This is a genomic window from Thaumasiovibrio clandestinus, from assembly GCF_047250365.1.
Classification (GTDB): domain Bacteria; phylum Pseudomonadota; class Gammaproteobacteria; order Enterobacterales; family Vibrionaceae; genus Thaumasiovibrio.
Window position 1 is genome coordinate 99,935 of record NZ_JBLBVL010000005.1, and the last position, 26,430, is coordinate 126,364.

20 protein-coding genes and 5 tRNA genes are annotated in these 26,430 nt (G+C 46.7%); 12 read left to right on the plus strand and 13 right to left on the minus strand.

Going from position 1 to position 26,430, the window contains the following annotated elements; genetic code table 11:
• Positions 1 to 21 precede the first annotated feature (21 nt).
• Entirely contained in the window at positions 22 to 2,076 is a 2,055-nt protein-coding gene (mnmC, locus tag ACKLNH_RS09345) for a bifunctional tRNA (5-methylaminomethyl-2-thiouridine)(34)-methyltransferase MnmC2/FAD-dependent 5-carboxymethylaminomethyl-2-thiouridine(34) oxidoreductase MnmC1 (RefSeq protein WP_413111990.1), read from the minus strand.
• Positions 2,077 to 2,251: 175 nt separating this feature from the next.
• Between mnmC and fabB the strand changes: the two genes are divergently transcribed.
• From fabB to ACKLNH_RS09375, 6 genes are all read left to right on the plus strand, one after another.
• Entirely contained in the window at positions 2,252 to 3,466 is a 1,215-nt protein-coding gene (gene fabB, locus ACKLNH_RS09350) for a beta-ketoacyl-ACP synthase I (protein WP_413111991.1), read from the plus strand.
• A gap of 349 nt (positions 3,467 to 3,815) precedes the next feature.
• Positions 3,816 to 4,982 (plus strand): 4-phosphoerythronate dehydrogenase, encoded by a 1,167-nt coding sequence (locus tag ACKLNH_RS09355; RefSeq protein WP_413111992.1) that lies wholly within the window; start codon positions 3,816 to 3,818, stop codon positions 4,980 to 4,982.
• Positions 4,966 to 5,979 carry an aspartate-semialdehyde dehydrogenase gene (locus tag ACKLNH_RS09360; RefSeq protein WP_413111993.1) on the plus strand — a complete coding sequence of 338 codons (1,014 nt, stop codon included), beginning with the start codon at positions 4,966 to 4,968 and terminating at the stop codon, positions 5,977 to 5,979. The genes ACKLNH_RS09355 and ACKLNH_RS09360 overlap by 17 nt, the downstream gene beginning before the upstream one ends.
• Positions 5,980 to 6,277: 298 nt before the next feature.
• Positions 6,278 to 6,736, plus strand: coding sequence for a DUF2778 domain-containing protein (locus ACKLNH_RS09365; protein ID WP_413111994.1), 459 nt, complete (start codon positions 6,278 to 6,280; stop codon positions 6,734 to 6,736).
• A complete protein-coding gene (locus tag ACKLNH_RS09370; RefSeq protein ID WP_413111995.1) occupies positions 6,733 to 6,993 on the plus strand; it encodes a hypothetical protein in 261 nt (86 codons plus the stop codon). Before ACKLNH_RS09365 ends, ACKLNH_RS09370 begins: the two co-directional genes overlap by 4 nt.
• Positions 6,994 to 7,202: 209 nt before the next feature.
• Entirely contained in the window at positions 7,203 to 11,120 is a 3,918-nt protein-coding gene (locus ACKLNH_RS09375) for a FimV/HubP family polar landmark protein (RefSeq protein ID WP_413111996.1), read from the plus strand.
• A gap of 58 nt (positions 11,121 to 11,178) precedes the next feature.
• Here ACKLNH_RS09375 and xthA read toward each other — a convergent pair whose 3' ends face one another.
• The 6 genes from xthA to ACKLNH_RS09405 form a co-directional block, all read right to left on the minus strand.
• Entirely contained in the window at positions 11,179 to 11,985 is an 807-nt protein-coding gene (gene xthA, locus ACKLNH_RS09380) for an exodeoxyribonuclease III (protein WP_413111997.1), read from the minus strand.
• Between the two features lie 179 nt (positions 11,986 to 12,164).
• Positions 12,165 to 12,249 (minus strand) — tRNA-Tyr (locus ACKLNH_RS09385).
• Between the two features lie 69 nt (positions 12,250 to 12,318).
• Positions 12,319 to 12,403 (minus strand) — tRNA-Tyr (locus ACKLNH_RS09390).
• A gap of 69 nt (positions 12,404 to 12,472) precedes the next feature.
• A tRNA-Tyr gene (locus tag ACKLNH_RS09395) sits at positions 12,473 to 12,557 on the minus strand.
• 70 nt (positions 12,558 to 12,627) lie between these two features.
• Positions 12,628 to 12,712: transfer RNA gene (locus tag ACKLNH_RS09400), tRNA-Tyr, on the minus strand.
• Between the two features lie 70 nt (positions 12,713 to 12,782).
• Positions 12,783 to 12,867: transfer RNA gene (locus ACKLNH_RS09405), tRNA-Tyr, on the minus strand.
• A 316-nt stretch (positions 12,868 to 13,183) separates the two neighbouring features.
• On the opposite strand from ACKLNH_RS09405, the gene ACKLNH_RS09410 reads away from it, so the two are divergent.
• The 6 genes from ACKLNH_RS09410 to ACKLNH_RS09435 all read left to right on the plus strand — a co-directional run bounded on the left by ACKLNH_RS09410 (position 13,184) and on the right by ACKLNH_RS09435 (position 20,727).
• Positions 13,184 to 14,269 carry an efflux RND transporter periplasmic adaptor subunit gene (locus ACKLNH_RS09410; protein ID WP_413111998.1) on the plus strand — a complete coding sequence of 362 codons (1,086 nt, stop codon included), beginning with the start codon at positions 13,184 to 13,186 and terminating at the stop codon, positions 14,267 to 14,269.
• Between the two features lie 2 nt (positions 14,270 to 14,271).
• Positions 14,272 to 17,385 carry a multidrug efflux RND transporter permease subunit gene (locus ACKLNH_RS09415; RefSeq protein WP_413111999.1) on the plus strand — a complete coding sequence of 1,038 codons (3,114 nt, stop codon included), beginning with the start codon at positions 14,272 to 14,274 and terminating at the stop codon, positions 17,383 to 17,385.
• A gap of 452 nt (positions 17,386 to 17,837) precedes the next feature.
• The gene (locus tag ACKLNH_RS09420; RefSeq protein ID WP_413112000.1) at positions 17,838 to 18,353 is read left to right on the plus strand and encodes a YgjV family protein; all 516 of its coding nucleotides are present in this window, start codon (positions 17,838 to 17,840) and stop codon (positions 18,351 to 18,353) included.
• A 130-nt stretch (positions 18,354 to 18,483) separates the two neighbouring features.
• Positions 18,484 to 19,467, plus strand: a complete 984-nt coding sequence (gene rluF, locus ACKLNH_RS09425) for a 23S rRNA pseudouridine(2604) synthase RluF (RefSeq protein ID WP_413112001.1) — start codon at positions 18,484 to 18,486, stop codon at positions 19,465 to 19,467.
• A gap of 221 nt (positions 19,468 to 19,688) precedes the next feature.
• On the plus strand, positions 19,689 to 20,486 hold the full coding sequence (locus tag ACKLNH_RS09430; protein WP_413112002.1) for a ParA family protein: 798 nt from the start codon (positions 19,689 to 19,691) through the stop codon (positions 20,484 to 20,486).
• Positions 20,392 to 20,727, plus strand: a complete 336-nt coding sequence (locus tag ACKLNH_RS09435; protein WP_413112003.1) for a DUF1244 domain-containing protein — start codon at positions 20,392 to 20,394, stop codon at positions 20,725 to 20,727. Before ACKLNH_RS09430 ends, ACKLNH_RS09435 begins: the two co-directional genes overlap by 95 nt.
• Before the next feature lie 66 nt (positions 20,728 to 20,793).
• Here ACKLNH_RS09435 and ACKLNH_RS09440 read toward each other — a convergent pair whose 3' ends face one another.
• The 6 genes from ACKLNH_RS09440 to ACKLNH_RS09465 all read right to left on the minus strand — a co-directional run bounded on the left by ACKLNH_RS09440 (position 20,794) and on the right by ACKLNH_RS09465 (position 26,428).
• Complete coding sequence (locus ACKLNH_RS09440) at positions 20,794 to 21,399, minus strand: CDP-alcohol phosphatidyltransferase family protein (protein ID WP_413112004.1); 606 nt, start codon at positions 21,397 to 21,399, stop codon at positions 20,794 to 20,796.
• Complete coding sequence (locus ACKLNH_RS09445; RefSeq protein WP_413112005.1) at positions 21,396 to 22,046, minus strand: ATP-binding cassette domain-containing protein; 651 nt, start codon at positions 22,044 to 22,046, stop codon at positions 21,396 to 21,398. The genes ACKLNH_RS09440 and ACKLNH_RS09445 overlap by 4 nt, the downstream gene beginning before the upstream one ends.
• The gene (locus ACKLNH_RS09450) at positions 22,043 to 23,713 is read right to left on the minus strand and encodes an ABC transporter permease (RefSeq protein WP_413112006.1); all 1,671 of its coding nucleotides are present in this window, start codon (positions 23,711 to 23,713) and stop codon (positions 22,043 to 22,045) included. Before ACKLNH_RS09450 ends, ACKLNH_RS09445 begins: the two co-directional genes overlap by 4 nt.
• A complete protein-coding gene (locus ACKLNH_RS09455) occupies positions 23,703 to 24,845 on the minus strand; it encodes an ABC transporter substrate-binding protein (RefSeq protein WP_413112007.1) in 1,143 nt (380 codons plus the stop codon). The genes ACKLNH_RS09450 and ACKLNH_RS09455 overlap by 11 nt, the downstream gene beginning before the upstream one ends.
• A gap of 68 nt (positions 24,846 to 24,913) precedes the next feature.
• The gene (locus ACKLNH_RS09460; RefSeq protein WP_413112008.1) at positions 24,914 to 25,591 is read right to left on the minus strand and encodes a TVP38/TMEM64 family protein; all 678 of its coding nucleotides are present in this window, start codon (positions 25,589 to 25,591) and stop codon (positions 24,914 to 24,916) included.
• Between the two features lie 63 nt (positions 25,592 to 25,654).
• The gene (locus ACKLNH_RS09465) at positions 25,655 to 26,428 is read right to left on the minus strand and encodes a heterodisulfide reductase-related iron-sulfur binding cluster (RefSeq protein WP_413112009.1); all 774 of its coding nucleotides are present in this window, start codon (positions 26,426 to 26,428) and stop codon (positions 25,655 to 25,657) included.
• Between the last annotated feature and the right edge of the window lie 2 nt (positions 26,429 to 26,430).

Here is a 26,430-nt window from a genome sequence, read left to right on the forward strand (position 1 = left end):
ATTGCACCTAATTTACCGCCACTATATCGCTTTCCCCTTAAGTAGCTTCCTTACCCACATTCTGCCTGGGTGCAGAGCATCTAATACGGTTTGCGGTAATGGAAGCGGGTCGCCACAGATTTGTGATGCGATAACTTCGCCCAATAAAGGCGCAGAGCTTAGTCCTCGCGACCCTAACCCCAGCATGCAATATAAGCCGGAATAGAGTGGCACACGCGGTGCAGTATCAGCATGACCTACCTGTTTATGCAGTTCGGCATAGGTGGTCTTTAGCGTTTCAACATCGCAAACTGGGCCGCAAAATGGCAGGTGGTCACGTGTGGCGCTGCGTATGCCAACGCGCGCTTGTTGTGCTTTTATATCAACACTGTCTAACCAGGTTGCTTGAGGTAAACTGCGGCTCAAACGCTGCAAGTTCTCTTCTTGTTGACGCTCATCAAAGTGCAATGAGTCATCATTACGCGCATAACTGGCACCTAAACAGTGCATGCCATCGTTGGCTGGGGTTAGATAGCCATCGTAGCAGAGCACAGTGTTGAGTTGATTTAAGGTCGCGTTACTTGGTATGTGGCTAACTTGACCACGTACTGGAAACGCGGGCAAGGCGCGTGTTTGCGCAAATTGCTCAATGTTGTGCCCCGTAGCGATAACAACATGGCTAAACAGGGTCTCTTCGACGTCATCATTAACAGTTAGCTGCCAACCTTGCGCGGTTTGCACGAGTTGCTGAACATGGGTGCTGGTTTTGATTAGGACGTGAGCAGACATGTGTTGGGCGTAATACAGCATAGATTGGGTCATTTGCTCAGGACAAACCCAACCGCCGAGCGGGTAGTGAATAGCGGCGACATCGACATCTAATCCAAGTTGGCGGTTCGCCTCCTCTGGCGTGAATCCTTGCACCAGTTGTGGGTCAAATTGCCCATCAAGTAGGCGGGTTAGTTTTGCTTCTGCCTCATCGTTGTAGCGTAGCTGGGTAACACCACACCAATCATGGGCAAACGGCTGGGTCTGATTAACTTGGTCGGCCAATTGACGCGCATAGATAAACCCGGTCGAGAAGAAACGCGAGGTGGCATCAAATTGGTTGTTAAGCAGAGGATAGACAGCACCTTGGCGGTTACCTGATGCGCCTTGCGCCAGCGCTTCATCTTGACAAAAAAGTGTGACGTTCTCGCCTCGACGCGCGAGTGCAGCGACGGTAGTGGCAGCGGCAATCCCACCACCAATAACGGCGATGTTTCGATTTGCTGGTATAGGCTGTTCTGGCTCGGTGGCGTACCAAGGCTGGTAGGACGCGGAGGCGCAACGAGTCGGAACATGGCCTGCCAACATATCACGTTTGGTGCCAAACCCTTTGACCTTTTTCATCTCAAAGCCGGCCTCAATCAGGCCACGGCGCACAAACCCTGCAGCGGTGAAGGTGGCGGTGGTGCAACCAACGCGGGCAAGGCGCACCATGGCGTTAAACACGTCTTGGCTCCACATGGCTTCATTTTTGCTGGGCGCAAAGCCGTCGAGGAACCAGCAGTCGACAATGCCGTGCTCGCCGGTCCATACCTGAGGTAAGCAATCTTGGATATCACCAAACCACAGATCTAAGGTGATAAGGCCATCCTCAAGAACGAGGCGATGACAATCTGCAATGGCTGGCGGGTAGTGTGCCTGTAACTCGGCGGCCAGCTCTGCAAGCTCTGGCCATGACTGGTGGGCTTGTTTTAAGTCGTCGAGGGTGACAGGAAATTTTTCAAAACTGATGAAATGCAGCTGTTGCAGCTTCGCGTCTGGGTTGGCTTGGCGAAACTGTTTAAACCATTGCCAAACAGCCAGAAAATTCAGCCCAGTACCAAACCCCGTTTCTGCGATAACAAAACGTTTTTCGTCAAATGACAACCAACGCTCCGGTAGATGGTTTTGCTTTAAAAAGACATAGCGCGTCTCTTCCAATCCATTCTGGTTGGAAAAATAAACATCATCAAATGCGTCGGATACGGGCGTACCAGCATCGTTCCAGTCGAGGGTCGCGTGAGTAATACGAGATAAAGGAGTTCGCGATTGAGAGTCAGAATGCGCCATAGAGTATGCCTGTGGGAGAACCAAATGTGCGGATAATAGCAGAACGTTTATGGCAGCACAGCACAGAAGTGCGATTGATGCCGTGAATTGTTTTCTCTCTAAGGGTGGAAAGCTGACCACTTCCTTTCTATAAACTCGCTATTATGCACAACGTTGTTGAAATTAGGGAATTATCATGAAAAGAGCTGTCATCACAGGCATGGGAATCGTATCCAGTATCGGTAACAACGTGAAAGAGGTACTGGAATCGCTGAAAACAGGTCAGTCTGGGATCAACTTCTCTGAACAGTTTGCGGAAATGAAGCTCCGCAGTAATGTATGGGGTGATCTAAAACTGAATCCGGCTGATCATATTGATCGCAAGAAATTTCGATTCATGGGCGATGCGGCAGGGTTTGCCTATTTGTCGATGGAGCAGGCCATTGAAGATTCGGGACTAACAGAAGATCAAGTGTCTAATATCCGTACTGGCTTAGTGGCGGGATCAGGCGGCGCGTCTGCGGTAAACACCAAGATTGCGATCGATACGATGTTGGAGCGTGGCGTTCGACGCGTTGGGCCGTACATGGTACCGCGTACGATGTCATCAACGGTATCAGCGTGTTTGGCGACGCCGTTTAAAATTAAAGGTGTGAACTACACCATGAGCTCAGCATGTGCAACGTCGGCACACTGTATTGGCCATGCGTTAGAACTGATTCAGCTCGGCAAACAAGATGTGATCTTTGCTGGTGGCGGTGAGGAACTCGACTGGACGCAAACGATCATGTTTGATGCGATGGGTGCGTTGTCTTCTAAGTACAATGATAACCCGCAAGCCGCATCTCGAACTTACGATGCAGACCGCGATGGGTTCGTTATCTCTGGTGGTGGCGGCATTATGGTCATTGAAGAACTTGAGCATGCGTTAGCGCGTGGAGCCAAAATTTACGGTGAAGTCGTGGGTTATGGTGCAACGTCCGATGGCTATGACATGGTTGCTCCGTCAGGAGAAGGTGCCGTTCGCTGTATGAAAATGGCGATGCAAGATGTCGACGATAAAATTGATTATATTAATACTCACGGCACATCAACACCCGTTGGTGATGTTAAAGAGTTAGGTGCTATCAAAGAGACGTTTGGCGATCAGAGCCCAGCGATATCTGCGACAAAAGCAATGACAGGGCACGCCTTGGGTGCAGCCGGTGTTCATGAGGCGATCTATTCGACGCTAATGCTGGAGCATAACTTTATTGCGCCAAGTATTAACATCGACAACCTTGATGAACAAGCTGAAGGTTTAGATATTGTTACCGAGCGACGTGACGTTGAGCTGAAAACTGTCATGAGCAATAGTTTTGGCTTTGGTGGTACCAATGCCTCGCTACTGATTAAAAAATATGAAGGTTAATACTTCATTTTAGTTGACACTAAGTAACGGCGACTCATCGCCTGTTAAGCGTGGGGTCGTGGTAGCCCCACATAACGGTTTTCCAGGTCTAGCGAAGTAAGTATGGATTTGCTTCGCTTATAAATACAGACGCACGTTATCTTCGGGGTGAACCACATCATGGATGATAACGTTTTTTCCCTGGAATTTTTACCCGGCATGATGGCCGGGTTTTTTCGTTTCTAGAACTTAACTGCCTCATAGGCTTATGCCACTCTTTATGTCCTCGAACGATGCTGACAGCCAAAACAGTTGATATAATGGCGCACACGTTGCACTGATTCCCTCTTATTTCTACTCTGAGAGCTGTATGAAAATCCTTATAGATGAAAACATGCCTTATGCCGCAGCACTGTTTGCGCAGCTGGGCGATGTGATTTCCAAGCCCGGCCGAACACTAACGGCTGATGATTTGGTTGATATTGACGCATTGATGATTCGTTCGGTCACAAAAGTAGATAAGGCGCTCCTAGCTAAGGCCAATAAGCTACGATTTGTCGGTACGGCGACGGCCGGTACCGATCATGTTGATCAGCCTTTGTTAGCAGAGAGGGGAGTGACCTTTTATGGTGCGGCGGGGTGCAATAAGGTCGGTGTGGCTGAGTATGTAATCAGTACCTTATTAGTGTTAGCACAGCAACAGGGCTTTTCTATTTTTGAACGTACGGTAGGCATCGTTGGCGTCGGCAATGTCGGTCGTTACCTTAATCATTGTCTACGCAGCTTAGGTATAAAAACCATCCTTTGTGACCCACTATTAGCCCAGCAAGGTGACGACGGTGAGTATACCGATATCGATACGTTGATCGCGCAAAGTGATGTGGTGTCTCTGCATACGCCGTTAACGATGAGTGGTGAGCATGCGACCCATCATTTGATCAATAAGCAACGCCTTGCTGCGCTAAAGCCGGGCACCATTCTCATTAATGCTGCGCGTGGGCCAGTGGTAGATAATCACGCCTTAAAGCACGCTCTCGAGGCCGACCCAATGTTAAGTGCCATTTTGGATGTGTTTGAACAAGAGCCGATTGTTGACCTTGACCTCTTGCCACGCTTGGCTTTTGCGACACCGCATATTGCAGGCTATGGTTTAGAGGGGAAAGCACGCGGAACGACCATGGTCTTTAATGCATTCTCTACGTTCATTGGCAATGATTTGCGTGCTGATCCTAACCAGTTGCTACCGAGAGCATTTATCCCTGCAGTACAACTGGCGCAGCCGTTAACTCAGGCCAACCTGCAAAGCTTGGTGCAGTTAGTGTATGACGTTCGACGCGACGACAGCGAGTTTCGCCGTGCGCTGGGTGGGTGTGATCGTACCCAAATGGGCAGCGTGTTTGACAAACTGCGTAAAAACTACTGGGATCGACGCGAATACAGTGCAATAACAGTAGCGGGTGACCCATGTTTTGGGGTAGAGTCGCTGGCTAATTTAGGTTTTACAATTGAGGGTGTCTTGGATGAGCCAGGAATTTGATATTGCCATTCTGGGTGCAACCGGAGCAGTTGGTGAAGCATTGATTGAAGTGCTAGAAGCACGCGAGTTTCCAGTTCGTAATCTTTACCTGTTAGCGAGTGAGCGCAGCGCCGGAAAATCATTAAAGTTTAGAAATAAGTTTATTCGTGTTCAAGACGTCAATGACTTTGATTGGAGCCAAGTACATATTGCCTTCTTCTCAGCTGGTGCAGCGACATCGGCTCACTGGGCACCGATTGCAGCGGACGAAGGGGTAGTAGTGATTGATAACACCTCGCAGTTCCGTTATGACTATGACATTCCATTAGTGGTGCCAGAAGTTAACCCTGAGGCTGTTGCAGAGTTCCGTAACCGCAATATTATCGCCAACCCGAACTGTTCAACCATTCAGATGCTCGTGGCATTAAAACCCATCCACGATGCTTATGGTATTGATCGCATCAACGTATCAACGTACCAATCTGTCTCGGGTACAGGTAAGTCAGGCATTGATGAGCTGGCAGGGCAAACGGCTAAGTTGCTAAATGGCATGCCAGCAGAAAATAAAGCGTACAGTAAACAGATTGCCTTTAACTGTTTGCCGCACATCGATGAATTTCTTGATAATGGCTACACCAAAGAAGAGATGAAAATGGTGTGGGAAACGCAGAAGATTTTTGCTGATGATAGCATTCGCGTTAACCCGACTTGTGTGCGTGTTCCGGTGTTTTATGGTCACGCTGAGGCGGTACATGTTGAAACACATCAGCCCGTACATATTGAAGAAGCCCTTTCCTTGTTAGAGAACGGTGAGAGTATCGAACTGTTCCAAGGTGAGGATTATCCGACGCAAGTGAGCGATGCGACGGGCAAAGATCATGTCATGGTTGCGCGAGTACGTGAAGATATTAGCCACCCGTATGGGCTAAACATGTGGGTTGTAGCAGACAACGTACGTAAAGGCGCAGCGACAAACAGTGTTCAGATTGCCGAAGTGCTGATCCGCGATTACTTGTAATCCTCAGCAATAGAAAAAGATAATGCCCCACATGGCTACCCATGTGGGGCGTTTTTGTTATGCGATTAAGCGCTGGCGGCGTTGGGCTGGGCATACCGGAATATCTGCTGCTATCGGTAGTGATTATTCACAATGCTCCTTTAGTCGCCGCTTTGTGAGGCTATACCCATTAATATGATTAAGCACGTTAAGCACTTTCTGTAGAGTTTGTCTTCAATCGCACAGTTTAGAGTTTATCTTCACAGTGTTCAGCAAACACTCTACCTTCTTATACTGCCTAATTTACAGGAGTAAAAGAATGCTAGAGCTAAAGTTTGCATTAAATGGGAAAGCGATGTCTGTCGTTAAGGTTGGTAGTCACGCATTCAATGCCTTCTCAGGTGATGACGACTACCGAAACAAAAAAGTGGCACAATGCCTTGTAAATCTGGGCCCCATACCTGCAGGCACTTATTATATATTTGACAGGCAGTCAGGCGGCCGCCTAGGGCGTCTCAAAGATTACTTTAACGGTAAAGATCAATGGTTTGCCCTGTATGGTGTTGACACTAACATAGATGATGAAGTGATGTGCGCAGCAATTAGCCGAGGACAATTTCGATTACACCCCCAAGGTCGGCTAGGTGTCAGCAAGGGCTGTATCGTGCTAGAAAGCCATAAGGATTTTATAACATTACGTAGTTTGCTAAAGAGCACCTCAACGACGTTAATCCCGGGTGTTGGACTAGAAAGTTATGGTAGAGTAATTGTAACATGAAGAAAATCTCTGTTTACTTCATCATTAGTGCGGTACTTGCACTGATATGGACGTATTGTTGGTTCCATTATCCCATTATTCCGCCTTATATTAGTGAACATCACATCAGTGTATTCAGTCAATACATAGGCGTTAACACCAATGAAGAGCTGTATGACATTATGCTTTACATTGTATTCATCGGATCTTTTATTTTTTTTTCTATCCTGACATTAGCTATCGAGAAAGTGCTAAATAGAGCCAAAGCATTTTCATAGTGTATTACATTTGTGATTCTCATTACCCTGCAAAAGGCGAATTTTTTGGGCTTCTATCTGACTCATCGACATATTGCTCATGTTTCGCGATGGAAGTCGCTGTTTTCTTTTCTGTTCCGCAGTTTTTTAATCAAAAACTACAGTTTTATGGTCGCTTTCCGATATAGTAATCATTCATGTAATAACCTTGTCCCAGAGGACTATCGGCAGTGTCTTATTTTTTCTCATTATGGAAACGTTATACCGCAACAGGTACGTTGATTTTTTGCTTAAGCGTTTTCTTTTTCTTTGCTTCTAACGTGTCAGCGAATACGGTACGTATTCTTGGACCAAGAGACGCTGTGGCAACGACACCTTCTTCTGTGGTTCCTGCGTTACCATCATCGCAAATACCGCCTAATTTGTATGGCCCAACAGGCAATAACGAGACCTTATGGTCGATAGCCACCCAGTATCGTCGTGACGATAACGTGTCGGTTTATCAGGTGCTATCAGCCATACACCGCCTCAATACGCACGCTTTTGAAGAGAATAATCTTCATACGTTACAGCCTGGCAGTATTTTGAAAATGCCGACACTGGAACAAATTCGTCAAGAGAACTCCGATGATGTCGCGTTACGCTTGAAACGAGACGAAGCGAGACTCAGTGCATTAAAGCGCCAATCAGCAGCCAATCAGCGAAGCGCTACGTCTTTAACACCGACACAAACTGGAACACTGCCCACTGCAGTGGTAAATACACCATTACCGACGCCTGCTGATATACCCGTAGCCGCCGTTACCACCGCCCCGAATGTTGCACTAGCAACAGAAGACAAGGCCGTATCGTCAGCAACTAAGCCGATAGTTGCGGATACACAAGCAAGTGAGAAAGACGAAACGTCACCATCTAACCAAGGCGGCATCCCGCCGCGCCCGGCGCTAAATGAAGGGCTGAATAATGAACTGGCGTTAACAGAGCAGCAGATGATTCGGTTGTTGGAGACAAATCATCAACTTAGAGTGCGTATGTCAGAGATGCAGCTTGAGTTGTCGGCTTTACAAGATCAGGTGAATGACGACGAATTTATTCGCGACGAGATTTTGCGCTTTATTGAAAAAGAACGTCAAGCGCAAGCTATCGAGAGTGCGCCGGTCGCGTCGGTCGGTTTATTGGATCGTATGTCTCAAAGCCCACTGGCACTTGTTGCGGCAATACTTATTCCTAGTGGGTTGATAGGAGGATTGCTTTTCTTCTTCTTGAGTCGTCGTCGAGAAGAGAGTGACGATGTGGTGAAAGCGCTGCAACAGCCTAGAGAAGCAGCGGAGGAAGAGGATATCGATATTGACGATATTCCTGATTTGGCGTTAACAGAAGACGATATCTTGTTTGGTGGTGATCTACCAAACGAGGCAGATAACGAAGAGGATGACGAGTTAATGTCATCGAATCACAGAGATTTATTTTCTGTCAATTCTGATGAACCTGCGCTGGGTCTTGAAGATATGGAGCGGGCTCTGGATGACTTTGATAGTCAATTCCTCTCTTCTGAGCAGCAAACTTCACCGGATGGGGCGTCTACGTCGCTGTGGGGGCAAGAGTTTAACGTTGATCAGGACGAGATGGTCGTTGATGATTTCAATCTAGCATCTGATAGTGATGACAATCTCATCGATCAATCCGTTTTAGATGAGTTGTTAGGTAACTTAGATAATGCAGACTCAGTTGAGAGCGACACTCTACTCGCTGACGAGGACGATAGTGGCGAAGAAGAGCCTTTGCCAGGTCTTAGCGAAAGTGATGCACTATTAGATGAGCTGTTGGCAGATGAGGACGGCAGTGCTGATAAAGAGTCTTTGCCAGATCTTAACGATAGCGATGCACTATTAGATGAGCTGTTGGCTGATGAAGACGACAGTGCTGATAAAGAGGACGCCGAAGAAGAGACCTTACTCGATCTGAGCAACAGTGATGCCTTGTTAGATGAGTTGCTTGCTGACGAGGACGATAGTGGCGAAGAAGAGTTATTGCCAGATCTTAGCGATAGTGATGCACTATTAGATGAGCTGTTGGCTGATGAAGACGACAGTGCTGATAAAGAGAACGCCGAAGAAGAGACTTTACTCGATCTGAGCAACAGTGATGCATTGCTAGATGAGTTGCTTGCTGACGAGAGCGACAGTGGCGAAGAAGAGTTATTGCCAGATCTTAGCGATAGTGATGCCTTGTTAGATGAGTTGCTTGCTGACGAGAGCGACAGTGGCGAAGAAGAGTTATTGCCAGATCTTAGCGATAGTGATGCCTTGTTAGATGAGTTGCTTGCTGACGAGAGCGACAGTGGCGAAGAAGAGTTATTGCCAGATCTTAGCGATAGTGATGCACTATTAGATGAGCTGTTGGCTGATGAAGACGGCAGTGCTGATAAAGAGAACGCCGAAGAAGAGACCTTACTCGATCTCAGTAACAGTGATGCATTGTTAGATGAGTTGTTGCCGGATGAGGTTAACAGGGCAGAGGAAGCGCCGGAACTCGAAGAGCTTTATTCACCTGATGAACTGAATAACATCGAGGATAGCCGATTTAATGGCGAAGCGCCGCAAGAGCTTGAAGCGGAGTTAGCAGACATTGATGCCTTACTAGGTGAGTTATCAGTTTGCAGTGTTGATGAATCGGAACACGCTGAACAACCGACGCAAGTGGATGAGTCATTACTCGATCAGGAAGCGCTGGCGGCAGAACAGGCCGCGAGTGAAGAGATGTTAGCAGAGTTCGACGCTCAAGCTCAGGCTGCCTTAGGGACGAATTCTCAGCAACTAGAGACATTGCTAGGCCAAGATTCAAATCAAGTGACATCGCTCGATACCGAGTCAGCACAAAGCACGCCGCTAGATGAAGCAGTATCACATCCAGTTGATAGTGAGTCGGACTTTGTGGCGAAATCCCAGTTTGATTTTGAAGGGCAAACGGTAGAAGAGGCGTTAAATGAGCTTGATGCTGATGAACTACTTGATTTGTCTGATACGGATCGTGAAGCACTAGACATTGCTTTGGCGGAGTCACTTTCCCAACCAATTTCGTTTGATGCGTTGCCGGAATTTGGTGAAGAAGAGGCGCGGCGAGAGGTGGAGGCCGAATTTGGAGTCTCAGAGGAATCTTTGGATTCTAATCACGATCAAGACGCACAGACTAACAGTGAAAATGATTCACAACCTCAAGGTAGTGCCCAAGACGCTGATGTGGAGAATGGTGACGTTGAACGCGCTGCAACAGAAGGTTTGCCGTTAACGTTTGCATTTAAAGAAACAATCGATGTTGATGATATTCCAGAATTTAATGAGGATGATGCGTTTGCCGCCGCTTTAGAAGAGCAGCAAGAGTTAGATGAAGGCCAAGCCGACTATCAAGCACAACAGCAGAAAAGTGTCGAGACACAAACATCAGCACAGGTTGCACCAATCGCGTACAGTATTCTAGATGAAAGTCATGTAGATACGGCTGGCTTAGATATGGATGCATTGCTAACCGATACCGATCAACCCGATATCGATCACGTATTGCTTGATGAAACGTTACACGCACAGCAACATTCATTGGCGGCTGATGAAGCCAATGGAGAAGATAAGGCGATGCTAACGGATGATGAGCTACTATTGCCTGACGATGCGCTGTTGATGGATGAAGATGAGACCGAGATTTGGCAAGCGGCTGCTACGCCTGAGCCAGAACTAGAACCGGAAGATTGGAGTCATCAACCGGGATTCGTAGAGGCAGAGTTACAGCAATTTGATTCCATTAATGATTTGTCGACTGAAGCTCTACCACCGCACTCACAAACAGCAGCAACGGACTATATTAGCATTGATGAGCTGATGCATGACGACCCTGATGCAGAAAGAATTGATTTGAATTCAGTGCCAATGGACCTAGATGTTGGTTTAGACGAATTCCCTGATTTGCTGGCAGACATCGAAGGCAGTGATGTTGATATTGGCAGCGAAGTGGACAGCCAAGTTGATTTGGCGAAAGCTTACATTGAGATGAACGATCCGCAAGGTGCGATCGCTTTGCTAGAAGACGTGCTACCTTCATTGACTGGAGCGCGTCATGATGAAGTCACCTCTCTATTGAATAGCTTGAAAAAGTAGCAATAAAGGCATTAACGGTTAAAAAGCACTGCTTTATCATAAGCAGTGCTTTTTTTGTTTAACGGAATGTTGTCCAGATAGGCGCATGGTCAGATGGTTTTTCAATGCCACGCAACTCATAGTCGATGCCAGCCTCAGTGGTTTTTGCTGCTAACGATGGCGTCGCTAAAATAACATCAATGCGCAGCCCCCGGTTGTCAGGAAAGCCTTTCGAGCGATAGTCAAACCAAGAGTATTGATCTATCACGTCGGGGTGTTGTAGGCGGAACGTATCTTCTAGCCCCCAATTTAATAACGTTGCTAGCCATTCTCGCTCAATCGGTTGGAAAGAGCATTTGCCTGTCTTTAACCACCGTTTACGGTTTGGCTCGCCAATGCCGATATCTTTATCTTCAGGGCTAATATTAATATCCCCCATAACAATCAGCTGCTCATCGCTATTGTGGTGAGTGTTAAGGTAAGTCATTAAATCGGCATAAAAGCGCTCTTTAGCGGGGAATTTTATCTCGTGGCTAATATTGTCACCTTGTGGGAAATAGCCATTTAGCACGGTGACTTTTTCACCCGCATCGTTTTCAAATGTGGCCATGATCATACGGCGTTGTGCCTCTAAATCATCGGTTGGAAAGCCTTTTTGAACGCTAACAGGCTCACGTTTACAGAGTAGAGCAACCCCGTAGTGTGCTTTTTGACCATGATGATAAACTTTGTATCCCATGGCTTCGACATCGGCCAAGGGAAACGCGTCATCATGTACTTTTATCTCTTGTAAACCAATGACATCGGGTTGGTGTTTTTCAATAAGCGCCTGTAACTGATGCAGTCGTGCTCTTATTCCATTGATATTGAATGATATTACTTTCATTTCTTATTGTTTCCTTGAAGGCTAGGTTATGCAGTAATAGTAACAAATCGCCGATGTGACCGCATTAGGTAGGGAAGGTGATTGCAATGGGCTAACCGATGAGATAAATCAAGAAGGACGGCAGAAAGTGATGAGCGCTAGAAACGAAAAAAGCCAGCATAATGCTGGCTTTTAAAAGATGGTGGAGGGGGAAGGATTCGAACCTTCGAAGGCGGAGCCGTCAGATTTACAGTCTGATCCCTTTGGCCACTCGGGAACCCCTCCACGAGTGTTACTGATTGTCTGCGTTAGCGTGCTATTTTCTTAGTAAGAAAACCACGTTAATGCGAAAGATGGTGGAGGGGGAAGGATTCGAACCTTCGAAGGCGGAGCCGTCAGATTTACAGTCTGATCCCTTTGGCCACTCGGGAACCCCTCCACGAGTGTTACTGATTGTCTGCGTTAACGTGCCGTTTTCTTAGCAAGAAAACCACATTAATGCGAAAGATGGTGGAGGGGGAAGGATTCGAACCTTCGAAGGCGGAGCCGTCAGATTTACAGTCTGATCCCTTTGGCCACTCGGGAACCCCTCCACGAGTGTTACTGATTGTCTGCGTTAGCGTGCTACTTTCTTAGTAAGAAAAATCACATTAATGCGAAAGATGGTGGAGGGGGAAGGATTCGAACCTTCGAAGGCGGAGCCGTCAGATTTACAGTCTGATCCCTTTGGCCACTCGGGAACCCCTCCACGAGTGTTACTAATTGTCTGCGTTAGCGTGCTGTTTTCTTAGTAAGAAAAATCACATTAACACGAAAGATGGTGGAGGGGGAAGGATTCGAACCTTCGAAGGCGGAGCCGTCAGATTTACAGTCTGATCCCTTTGGCCACTCGGGAACCCCTCCACAAGTGCGGAGCGCATAATAGCAAACCCGTTCTGCCTGTAAACCTTTTTCCTGCAAAAAGTGTGTTGCCTGCTGGTTTTTTCATCTTTTGAATGGTCGAGTGCGGTAAATATGTTCAATTGACCGTTGGATTAATGGTGTAGAGACGAAAAATGCTAGCTCAGAGAAGGGGTTAAATTCTACGGTAAGGTGTCGTTGAAATGTAACACAGCGTATTGATTTAGGTAAGAATATATTTTGCGATACTTTACATTTGTTTACGTTAGTCTTGTGACAATTTGATAGTATGTTGTCATCCAAATTAAGAGTTATAGCAATGAAAAAATCAACGATAGCAGTATTAGTGATTGGACTTGCCGCTGGTGGATACTGGTGGGCACAGCAATCGGAGACAACGCCGCCCTCTTTTCCTGCTGGCGCTGGCCGTGGCGCTGGTGCTGTATTTGTCACCACTGATGTTATTCAATCGATGCCGTTAAGCCAATCATTGACGCTCGTCGGCAATCTGCAAGCACGTAAAGCAATCAATGTTGCTTCTGAAGTGAGTGGCAAAATTGCTCACATCGCTGTTTCAGAAAACAGCAATGTCGAAGCGGGGCAGCTATTGGTGCAATTGGATAACTTGCAATCCAAAGCGAGCCTTGATGAAGCCATCGCTTATCATCGTGATGAAATGCGCAAATTGACCGAATATGCCAAGCTGGTGGCTCGCGGTGCTGTAACTCAAACCCAAGTTGATGCGCAACAATCGGCGGTAGACATTGCAAAAGCACGTTTAGATGCAGCCCAAAAACGCTTTGATGACCACGCGGTGAAAGCTCCGTTCTCTGGCACCATTGGCTTATTAGATATCAGTGCAGGTCAATTAGTAAAAGATAGTGAGCAGTTACTTACTCTTGACGACCTCTCTTTAATGCAGCTCGATCTATCTGTTCCAGAACAATACCTGTCGCAAATTATGCTTGGTGACAAAGTGACTGCGCAAAGCCAAGCGTGGGGCAACGAAGATTTTTATGGTGAGATTGCCGCGATTGACTCACGAGTCTTGCAAGATTCATTAAATATTCGTGTTCGCATCGAATTTGTGAATGCGGAGAATAAACTGAAACCCGGTATGCTAATGAATGCGCACATGGCATTTGCACCGCAAGAGATGGCGGTGATTCCTGTGCAGGGGTTGGAATACTCCGGCACGCGTCGTTACGTTTACGTTATCGATGATGAAAACACAGCTCACCGTACTGAAGTCAAACTAGGCGGGCGAGTGGGTAATCAGGTCATGGTCGAAGATGGCGTGAGTATCGGCGACAAGATTGTTGTGCAAGGACTGGTTAATATTCGCGATGGAGCCCGTGTGGATGATGTTAATGCGGCGCTAGCTTCACCGAAGAAAGGTCAATAGTTATGTGGATTTCTGATGTATCGGTAAAACGCCCCGTCGTCGCTATCGTACTGAGTTTACTGTTGTGTGTGTTTGGTTTTGTCTCTTTCGATCGTATGTCTGTACGCGAGTTTCCGGATGTCGACAACCCTGTGGTGACGATTTCCACGACTTATCGCGGCGCATCAGCCACGGTTATTGAAAGTCAAATTACCACCGTGGTCGAAGATCAGTTAACGGGGATCAGCGGGATAGACACCATTACATCGACAAGCCGTAATGGTATGTCGCGAATTACGGTGTCTTTTAATGTTGATTGGGATTTGATTGAAGGGGTGAGTGATGTCCGTGATGCGGTAGAGCGTGCAAAACGACGTTTACCAGAAGCGGCGGATGATCCTATTGTCTCTAAATCTAGAGGCACGGGCGAGTCATCGCTGTATATAAATTTAACCTCATCAGAGATGGATCGAACCCAGTTAACCGATTATACCAATCGTGTTTTGGAAGATCGCTTTAGTCTTCTTGATGGTGTTAGTTCAATTCAGATCAGCGGCGCGCTCAATCAAGTGATGTATGTTCAACTCAGCCCTGAATTGATGGCGGGTCGACGTGTTACCGCGAATGACATTATTACGGCTTTACGTAACGAAAACTTGGAGATGCCAGGTGGACAGGTGCGTAATGATACAACCGTTATGTCGGTACGGACTGCGCGTTTATATGCAACGGTAGAAGATTTCGAGTACTTAGTTATTCGTTTTGCTGACGATGGTTCACCGATTTATTTGAAAGATGTGGCTAGCGTTTTCATTGGCGCAGAGAATGAGAATTCGACGTTTAAAAGTAACGGCATCTCTAACTTAAGCCTTGGTATTATCGCACAAAGTGACGCGAACCCGCTTGAGGTGTCAACATTAGTGCGTCAAGAGGTTGAAAACCTGCAACCCTTTTTGCCAGAAGGAACAGACCTTTACGTAGATTATGATGCCACGCTCTATATTGAACGCTCGATCGACGAGGTGTTTAATACCTTAATGATAACGGGTGGATTGGTTGTTTTGGTGCTGTATGTCTTTATTGGCCAAGCGCGTGCCACGCTAATTCCTGCAGTAACGGTGCCGGTTTCGTTGATCTCTGCCTTTATTGCGGCTTACAGCATGGGCTTTTCCATCAATATACTCACCTTAATGGCGCTGATCTTATCAATTGGCTTGGTAGTGGATGATGCGATTGTTGTTGTCGAAAATATCTTCCATCACCTCCAAGAAGGTGAATCGCCACTGCTTGCGGCGTATAAAGGTACGCGAGAGGTCGGCTTTGCCGTTGTTGCGACTACCGTGGTACTCGTGATGGTATTCTTACCCATCTCATTTATGGATGGCATGATTGGTAAGTTCTTTACTGAGTTCGCGGTGCTATTGGCCGTTGCTGTGATGTTCTCGTCTCTGATTGCATTAACACTGACCCCTGTACTTGGCAGCAAAATATTAAAAGCCAATGTGAAGCGTAATGCGTTTAACCGCGGTGTGGATGTACTTTTTGCCAAGCTTGAAAATGGTTATCGTGCGGTTGTACAGCTTGCGGTTAAAGGGCGCTGGTTTGCCCCACTGGTCATTATTGGCTGTATTGCTGCTAGTGTTGGATTGATGAAAACGATCCCCGCGCAGTTAGCACCAATGGAAGACCGTGGTGTTGTGTTTGCTTTTGTTCGTGGTGCCGATGCGACCAGTTATAACCGCATGGTGGCAAACATGGAGTTGGTTGAAGAGCGTATCTTAGGCTTGGTTGGCCAGGGTGATATTCGTGCCATGAGCTTACAAACACCCGCATTTGGTGGTAATGCTGGCGACCAGACTGGTTTTGTCATCATACAGCTTGAACCTTGGGAAGAGCGTGACCGTCATGCTGAGGAGATCTTAGGTGATATTCGTAAGGCCTTGGCTGGCATACCCGATGTGCGCGTGTTCCCGTTTATGCCAGGCATGCGCGGCGGTTCGTCTGAGCCGGTGCAGATGGTGCTTGGTGGGGCAGATTACTCTGAGCTAAATGACTGGGCAGAGAAGCTAAAAGTGATAGCAGAAGATAGTCCATACATGAATGGTGCTGATCTCGATTACAGTGAAGCTACCCCAGAGCTATTGGTGTCGATTGATAAACAGCGTGCCGCCCAATTGGGCGTGACGGTATCAACGGTCGCACAAACACTAGAGGTGATGCTGGGTGGGCGTCGTGAAACGACTTATGTCGACCGTGGTGAAGAGTATGATGTTTATCTGCGTGGTGAAGAAGACCGTTTCAATAATGTTTCCGATCTGTCAAAGATTTATTTGCGTACCTCGCGTGGAGAGTTGATAACCCTTGATACCGTGACATCGATTGAAGAGGTTGCATCAGCAAGCCGCTTGAATCACTTTATGAAGCAAAAAGCGATCACCCTTAAAGCGAACGTCACTGAAGGGTATACCTTAGGTGAGGCGCTTGATTATCTGGAAGCAGAGGCTATCAAGTTATTGCCAGCCGATATCTCTATTAGCTATAACGGTGAATCGAAAGATTTCAAAGAGAATCAGAGCAGCATGCTGTTTGTGTTCGGTTTGGCACTGTTAGTTGCTTATTTGGTGTTGGCTGCGCAGTTTGAGAGCTTTATTAACCCGTTGGTGATTATGCTAACCGTACCGATGGGTATTTTTGGTGGCCTAGGTGGACTTTGGTTAACGGATCTGTCGCTAAATATCTATAGCCAAATTGGTATGATTATGCTGATTGGTATGGTGACGAAGAACGGTATATTGATTGTTGAGTTTGCCAACCAGTTGCGTGACCGTGGTCGTGAGTTTGAGTCGGCGATCGTTGAAGCCTCAGTGCGTCGTTTACGTCCGATTATGATGACAGCGTTCACCACCTTGTTTGGTTCGCTGCCGTTGATCTTCTCGACGGGAGCGGGGGCAGAAAGCCGTATGGCAGTAGGTACGGTGGTGTTCTTCGGTATGGCCTTTGCAACATTTGTTACCTTGTTGGTTATTCCTGCCATGTATCGCTTGTTAGCTGCGAAGACGCACTCTCCAGCCTACGTTGAACAGTTGTTAGAGAAAGAACTGCAAAAAGATGTGGTAACGCGCCATAACCATGGCTAAGTTAACATGATTAAAATCCCCTTACTCCTAGTGAGTAAGGGGATTTTTTATATCTGGATAATGAAGGGCATAAGACGGCGGCAGTGCAGCGCGCGTGGTTTATGCTTTATAAAAAAGAGACAACTGTCTACGAGATCAAGTTTTAGCACCTGTTTAGGCGTGAACTACTGGTTGCAGCCGTATATAATTGGGACGAAATCGTGAAAAATGTCTGTTTTCCAGAATATGAGTGGCTAAATAGATGTTTGGACAGGAAAAACCTCACAGACGGCAGAGTTGACGTAGACGAGCCAATAGGGCAATCGACGCTGCTCTATCGCAAATAGCACAAATATGTGACCTGTTTGAGGCGATGAAGACGATATGCCAAAGGCTTAATTGCGAATGAATGGCTCTGTTAGGGGCCTTTTTCCGTTTAAGGCGTTTGGTGCGGTTTTTAACGGAAGAAATGAATGAATGAAGTTTGGATTCAGTCCTTGGGCTTTGTTGCTCTTGGTTTCAATATTCTAGCGGGGTCGACGACCCATGATAATCGGATGCGAGCATTGATTTGCTGTTCGTGTATAACGTTTTCTATCCATTACATGTTGCTTGGCGCGGTAGTTGCTGGGATTAATTTCGGCATCAGTGCTTTTAGAGCCCTATGTTCAATAAAATTTCAGGGTTATAAGCCGTTTTTTTGCTTTGCACTCATTCAGCTTTCAATGAGTTTGTTCTTTTTCCAAGAGCCGCGAGACTTACTACCAGCAGTGGCATCGCTATTTGGCTGTTATGCGCTGTTTTGTGTTCGTGGCTTGGCAATGCGACTGGCATTTCTATTTTGTGCGTGTTTGTGGATGATCAATGCGCTTGTAGTTGGTTCTTACGGTGGCTTAGTTAATGATGTGTTTAGTATTGGTATCTTGTTAGTCGCGATTGGGCGTATCTATAAAGAAGATAGAAATAAGCATGAGTGCATCTATACCTAAGTGACCCCTAATTGGCATGCAAGCCAGACGAGCGTTTGTATCAGGGAAATTCGATTCCTTGTGGGTTTTCCGCTAGAATAGCCTCCCTTTTTGCGCTACGGTTTAGCGATACCCTACTAGAGATTTAACCATGACAGAAGCCACCTTAACTCGCCTTAATAAATTCATCAGTGATACTGGCTATTGCTCACGCCGAGAAGCCGATAAGCTGATAGAGCAAGGGCGCGTTACAATTAATGGTCAAGTGGCCGAAATGGGGCGAAAAGTCGCGGACGGTGAGCAGGTTTGTGTTGATGATCGCCCGTTACGCAGCAAAGAGAGACCTATCTATATTGCTTTGAATAAGCCAACGGGTATTACTTGTACGACAGAAAAGCATATCGAAGGGAATATTGTTGACTTTATTGGTCATCGCAAGCGTATTTTCCCCATTGGTCGCCTTGATAAGGCATCAGATGGCTTAATATTTATGACCAATGATGGTGACATCGTCAATAAAATTTTGCGCGCGGGTAACAACCATGAAAAAGAGTATGTGGTAAGGGTTGATAAGCCAATTACTCCAGAGTTTATTGAGAAAATGGGTGCCGGTGTGCCAATTCTTGATACGGTTACCCTGCCGTGTAAGGTGTCGCAGGAGTCGCGTTTTGTCTTTCGTATTACCCTGACTCAGGGCTTGAATCGTCAGATCCGTCGTATGTGTGAAGCGCTGGGTTATGACGTATTTAAGTTGAAGCGTGTACGTATCATGAACATCACGATTGATGATTTACCGACCGGAAAGTGGCGCTACCTTTCTGATGATGAAATGGCGCAAATTAATGCCATGATTGCAGAGTCGAGTAAAACGGAAGAGGCTTCACGTACTGATACCACGGGTAAGGTCATTCGAAAAGCGACGCCGGCTAAGTTGCATGATGCCAAAGAAAAAGCCAATTTGAGCGAATCACGCTCGACAAGTAGAACCCATAGTGCCAAAGGCTATGATGGACGTCGTGCCAAGTCTGAAAACGGCAGTAGCGCTAAACCTAAGCGTCGCTCTCCACAAAGCAAACAGACGACAACGGGCAAGCCACAAAGTGATGGCATTGTTAAGTGGCAACCTAAACGATAAGCTTGTATACAGTAAGAGAGTACCGGATAGCTTTATTGTCATGCTCTCTTACTTTTTTATTCCCTTTGCGCGCAATGTAAGCGTATTGTTATCTCTGCATCACAACAAGATTGCGTAATTCGTGATCTTGCTTTCAAATTGTCATTTCTTCTCACATTCAATTCGTCATTCAGTCGTTGTCATTGATAAGCTGCTCAAAATTTTAATCTAAGGGAGCTTAAATGAAACGACAGAAGGATAGCTCTTATCAATCTTGTGGCTTAAAGTCTGCCCCTGGTTGTAAAGTTTTGATTATGAATCGTAAGGGTGGAGCGGGAAAATCGACGTTTGCGATTGCGTTAGCCAGTGTGTTATCCAGCTCCTACCGTTGCGAGTTAATAGACTTTGATACGCAGCGAACATCACAACATTGGGGGAATATCAGCGGTATCGTTGAGTCACAACATTTTCAATTTGATACTGGGCAGTTATTCTCTTTGGCGGTAAAAGTTGATCGCCGCAGCGATGTTATATTGATGGATACGCCATCAAATTTTTCCATGCTGGAAATGGAACGCTATTTGTCTCTCGCGGATCGAATTATTGTCCCGCTGCAGCCATCTCCAATTGATATTCATGCCATTTTGAATTTTATTGGAAAATTGATTCATTCTCCGACCTACCGTCAACGCCGTCAGCCAATTGCTTTTGTCGCGACACGTAATGGTAAAGGGGAGCAAGGGCTTGAACAATTTAAGCGTGTATTGAAGCACCTACGTCATCCTGTTTTAGGTGGAATGACAAATTCACCTCTTTATCAGCAAGCATTTGAACAGGGTGTTAATTTCATGACCTTTGATCCGGTGCTAGATTTAACACTATGGCGACGCACTTGCCATTGGTTAAAACTGCCGATAGAGGCAGCAAAGGATGAAGGAGCAGGACATGACACAGAAAAACGCACCGCTTCAAGATATTGGCAACCAAACACAGACAGCATTAGACGCAGCCGTCTTCCAGAGACTGTTGCAACACCTTGATGAGCATAAAGAAGTTCAGAATATTGATCTGATGATATTGGCTGATTTTTGCCGGAATTGTCTAGGCAAATGGTATAAAGCGGCGGCTGATGAGGCGGGGATTGATATAACAGATGAAGAGGCTAGAGCCAGAATTTATGGTATGCCTTACAGTGAATGGAAAGCGAAGTATCAACAGCCCGCTACTGCGGAGCAGCTGGTAGCATTTGATGCCAAAAAAGGCGCCGGTCGTCGTGATTAGAAAGTTCAACAACACGACAATCTAGCGCCCTCGCATTGCTACAGGGCGCTGGTGTGAAATGTAACTCTACTCTTTAAATGTTGCTATGGCTGACATAATGCGGGTGAATGTGGTGATGTAGCATAAGATGGCAAAGGTGAGAGAGAGAGCCACAAAGTGCTGTGGGAAGAGACACATTGCGACAAAGAAGGCGATGGTTTCAGAGCCTTCAGTGATCCCACCTAAATAGTACAGGGCTTTATTGGGATAAATTGGGTTATCGATCTCTCGTTTTGCGGCGATAGATGAAAAGGCAAGAAAGCTGCTGGCCGTTCCCATAAAACCAAACAAAAGCAAGCTGGCAAAGACGGCATTCTCAGGTTGTGCAAGAGCAAAGCCGCATATCACTGCTGCGTAAAAGATAAAATCGAGGACAATATCAAGAAATCCTCCTAGGTCGCTACCTCCGTTAACCCGAGCAATTGCGCCGTCTAATCCATCACAAAAGCGGTTAAATAAAACACAGACCAATGCCAGTAGGTATTGTTCGAATGCCAATAACGGCAAGGCGAGCATACCAATGAAAAAGCCACACACTGTGACATGATTTGCGCTAATTCGTTGATGACAAAAAGTTTGTGCAATGAGGTGCAACGGTGGTTTTACCGCAGCGGCGGTCCAGCGGTCAATCATAAGCTGTAGTCCCCAATGTTTAAGGTAAATGTTGGATCTGGGATATCAGCCTCGTCGTGAGTGACTAACAATGTCGGGATCCCGCGTTGTTTGATGATCTGGTAGACCCACTCTCTAAAGGTGAGCCGTGTCTTACTATCTAGTTTGGAAAATGGTTCGTCCAATAACAAAGCTAAAGGCTTTGCTTGTAATGTTCGTAGCAATCCGACCCGCGCCGCTTGTCCTCCTGAAATTTCGGATGGATAGCGATGGGCGATGTTATTGAGCCCGACTTGTTCTAGCGACGCCATAGCACGTAACATTCGGTCCTCATGGTGGCCATGACCATCAGCAAAACAGATATTTTCAACCACGGTTAAATGAGGGAATAGTAGCGGGTCTTGAAAAAGAATGCCGATCCGACGCTGCTCAATCGCTTTGTCAGAAATGTTATCTCCATTTAGCAGGATCTCGCCTTGAACGGTAAAAATATGGTGCAGACTACCAGAGATGGCAGACAATAACGTTGACTTACCACAACCACTTGGCCCAGTAATAGCAAGGATCTCCCCACCACGTACGGTAGCCTCAATGGGCCTTAAGAACGGTATTGCTGCTTTGGTGAGTTGTAGTTGTTTTAGTTCCAGTTGCTTTAGGTTCGAAGTCATGATGATTGATATCTTTTACGTAAATGTTTCGGTTTCCATAGCTTGATCAACCAGAAAACCGTTAAAGGCATGGCAGCTTGACTTAAGCCGTAAATCGCAGCAGAGGTACGGTCGTAGCTGGCTGTAATTGCCACAGCTTCCGTGGTTACCGTCGCAAGACGTCCCCCACTCATTAACAAAGTAGGTAGGTACTGTACGATACTGACGCTAAAGCCAATCGCGAGAGCACTGAGAATCGCTGATTGTAACAGTGGACGTTTGATTTTCCACCATACAGTGAATGACGATGCGCCTAACGAACGCGCGACAGTGATGTACCGCCCATCAATGGCTTTGTATGGCCCATGCAAACTAAGATAAACATAAGGAAACGCCATGAGCAGATGGCCCCATACGACGGCAATAAACGGTAGGTGATGAGTTATCTGATTTAGCAACATGGGTAACCCAGTAAATAGCGTGATACCGGGGATGAAAAGGGCGCAACAGGGGATGACCATTGGCCAATATCGATCACGTTGTTGTTGATATTCTAAAACAATGATGGTGGCTACTGTCGCGAGCAATGTGGCTGATAATGCTAATGTGAGTGCCGTAAACATTGGGCCTTTTAGTGCGTTGCTTGCGTGATACCATGCTTGCAAACTCAGTGTAGCAGGCATTAACCTCGGGAAGTGCCAATGTTGAGTGAGTGACCAGATGATGAGCGCGATTAATGTCATCACCGATAACAAGGCCAACACGGGAAGGGCGAAAGCGCCAAGCATAACCGCGGGATGGTGAACACGCTTTCGTGCATTCAACCAGACTCGCTTTGATAAAGGAAGGAGTGCTCTCTCAGCCATTCGCCAAAGACCCAAAACTAGCAAGGTTGACAGGGTTAGCAGAATAGCGCCGCAGCAAGCCAGCAGGCGATGATCAAGATCGCTGTGCTGGAACCACTGAAAGACGCGAATTGCCATTGGTGGCGGAAGCTGAGGACCGATGATCATCGCTGCGTCAACCACTGTTATTCCATACACTAAAACGGCTGCAATCGGTAAGCGCAGTTTTGTATAGATTTGTGGAACCAGTACTTTCCACCAAGCCTGTATTCGGTCATAACCTAAGCTTCGCGCCATAAGCAGTTGACGCTCTGGTTCTAACTGACTAAGCACCCCTAGCGCCATCAATAACAAGAATGGCACTTCTTTTATGATCAACATAACAATCAATGACCAGCCCCATGGGTCATTAATTGTCATCCATAGGGGAGGCTCTGAGCCATCAAGTAGTGGCATTAGCAGACGAATAAACCAACCACTTGGTGCTAAGACGAAGCTTAACCCAATGGCGAAGGCTACATGGGGTAAGGCGAGTGCTGGGGCGAGGTAGAGAGAGACGATGCGCCAGCCGCGCTGTTGCCAAAGTAGACTGAGAAGCGTAAAGGTCAGTGCTACTGCGAGTAGAGTTGAAACTATCCCAATTTTTAAGCTTAATGTTAGGCTAAAGAGTAACCCCGGCTCCGAGAACAACTTAGCCCATTGAGCCAAGTGAATATTATGGTGACCTAATGCGGGGTAATAACCGAGTGCTGGAATAATCGTGGCCAGCACGCCAGCCAATAATGGCAGCAGGCAGATAGCGACGACGATAAGCATAGAAAAGGAGAGGCGTTTAGAAACCATAACGTGCCTTCCAAGCTAATGGTAAATGGGTATGCCAAGTAAAATGCGGTTCGGGAATGCCTAGCGATAGCTCCGCTGTTACTGATGGCACATGTTCAGGTGCAAGCACAGTCGGATCTCCCCAGTGGGCAATATCGGCCTTTCTCGTTTGTGCTTCCGCTGACATTAAATAATCGATCACAACTTTTGCGCCTTCCTTAACATCGGAGTTATATGGAATGGCGAGGAAGTGAATATTGGTGAGGGCGCCGGCACGAAATGTGTGCTGTGACACGGTTGAGGGTATGTCTCCTCGTTGCACTGCTGCAGGCCCTTCACCGGGATTGAACGTGATGGCCATATGCAATTCACGATCACCCATTAATTGGATCATATGCCGGTCACTTTGTGGAAAGCGCCGTCCTTTATACCAAGCGTAATGATGCAGTTCATCTAAGTAAGTCCATAAAGGTTGTGTGACAGCATCAAAATCCACCTCGCTGACATCTTTACGTAATGCGTCTGGATCATCGGTAAGCTCCCATAACAGTTGCTTAAGAAAGGTCGTACCATGGAACTGAGGCGGTTGGGGATAACTGATCCTTCCAGGGTGCTGCTTAGCGTATTGTAGTAACTCGACCGCACTGCGTGCAGGGGTTGGCGTGGTTTTTTCGTCAAACAGAAAGCCGAGTTGCCCAACTCCCCATGGGGACTCTAACCCTTCGACTGGAATAGAAAAATCGCTGTCAGTTGGTAACGCAGGGTTAAGAAGTTGAGTATTGGGTAGGGTGTCGGTAAAAGGTCCATAAAGGAGATTAAGTGATTTTAATGTGGCAAAATTTTCACCGTTGAGCCATAGCATGTCGACTTTTCCGCCATGATCTCGGTCGCTAGATTTGTCGTTAATGATTAATGTTAGCGCATCGCTAATGTCGGCAACTTTTACATGAACAAGCGTAATGTCAAACTGCCGCTCGACTTGGCTGGCAACCCACTCTATATAGTGGTTGACCTGAGGGTTACCGCCCCAAGCATAGAAGTAGACCGTTTGTCCCTGAGCTTTTTGCTCAATGTGAGTCCAGTCAGTGGCTAGTGTGGCAGGGGTGCAAAACAATAACGTTACACAATATAGAGATAGAAGGAAGCGGCGCATTTTGTTTTACCAAATAAGAAATAAAGCGCTAGCCTTGAGAGCTAGCGCTGAATGCAGTTATGACGGCCCTATTTAGCAAGGGCATCCATATCAATACCTTTCTTCTTGGCAATATACTTTGGAATGAGCGACATGCCAAATAATACAAGACCAGCTGCAGCGAACTTCACAAGTAGCATCGCTGATACGCCGTTAGTTGCAATATCACCAGCCATGTAAGCAAAGATAAATGCACCAGGTGCCATTGTGACGAGTGATACGATAACGTAAGTGCCTAAGTTAAGCCCGGTTAAGCCGTATGCATAGTTTTGCAGACTAAATGGGAAGACAGGAACTAGGCGAGTTAGGATCAAAAAGCTAGCGCCGTTCTCTGCTACCCCATCGTCAATCTTCTTAAAGATTGGGTTGTCACCGAACTTGTTTAGGATGAGGTTACGCAAAAGGAAACGACCAACCACGAAAGCAGCGGTAGCGCCAGCGGTTGCAGCCAATAGGGCAATGATGCCACCTGCAATCGGCCCAAAAGCGATACCTGCAACAATGGTAAGTGCGCTACCTGGTAGTAGGAAAATACAAGATACAATATAAACCAGAACAAAGACGGCATAACCCATAGGGCCGAAGCCAGCAATCCAGTTTTGTAGACCTTCTACATCAGTTAAAAGATCTAAAATGCCGGTTTGTTTCGCGGCAAATAACAGCGCTGCAACGACAGCAGCAATGATGGCGATTTTAATAAATTTCATCGAACTTTCTCTCCATGAGAATGAGAAAACCCAACGGCGTACATAGCCGTTGGGACGTGGCGATTAGTCAACGGTCATGCACTTGATTAGACCAGCTTTGCTTTTATAACGGTTCATCCATGATTTCATCGGACTTGCCAATACGTTCTCTGGTGCACTGTCGTTTTGCATAACAACTGGTCCCCAAAGAAGATCTAAGATGTGCCATGATTGCGCACCTACGCCCATCATTGATGCACGGCATGCAGCACAGTAGACCACAATGTGATTCGTTTCGAACTCATCGACACGGCGTTCGATAACACGTTTTGCGACATCTGGGTTGGCTGGAACTACCATGCCACCGAAGCCACAACAGCGTGTGTTATCTTTGGTGTATTTTGGCTCTACTGTTTTATAGCCAAGCTCGTTTAGAACCCAGCGGATCCCCTCTTGCAGTTCACTCTCATAACGGGTTGAACATGAGTCATGGATAGTGAAAACCACATCGCTGTCTTTTGCCTTGCCGACTAGCTCTTTAGGCAAACCAATTTTAGGGAGTAGTGCCCATAAAGAGACCGGTTTCTGACCATTGGCATTTTTCTTGATCATACCGAAACAGCTCTGACAGGCGACAATGACTTCTTCAGCGTCTAGTTTGTTGAAGTCCGCCTGCAGTAACCCAAAGCGCTCTTTGAATTTTTCTGTTTGGCCAAGGGCTGCGGTTGGTTTACCGCAACAGTTTTGTACAGCACCCAGCTCAGGAAAAACTGACTTTAGATGTGCTGCTGTTTTTGATACTGCTTCTGGGTTATATGACGGAAGACTACAGCCCGGCATAAAAATTTTATTGCTCATGA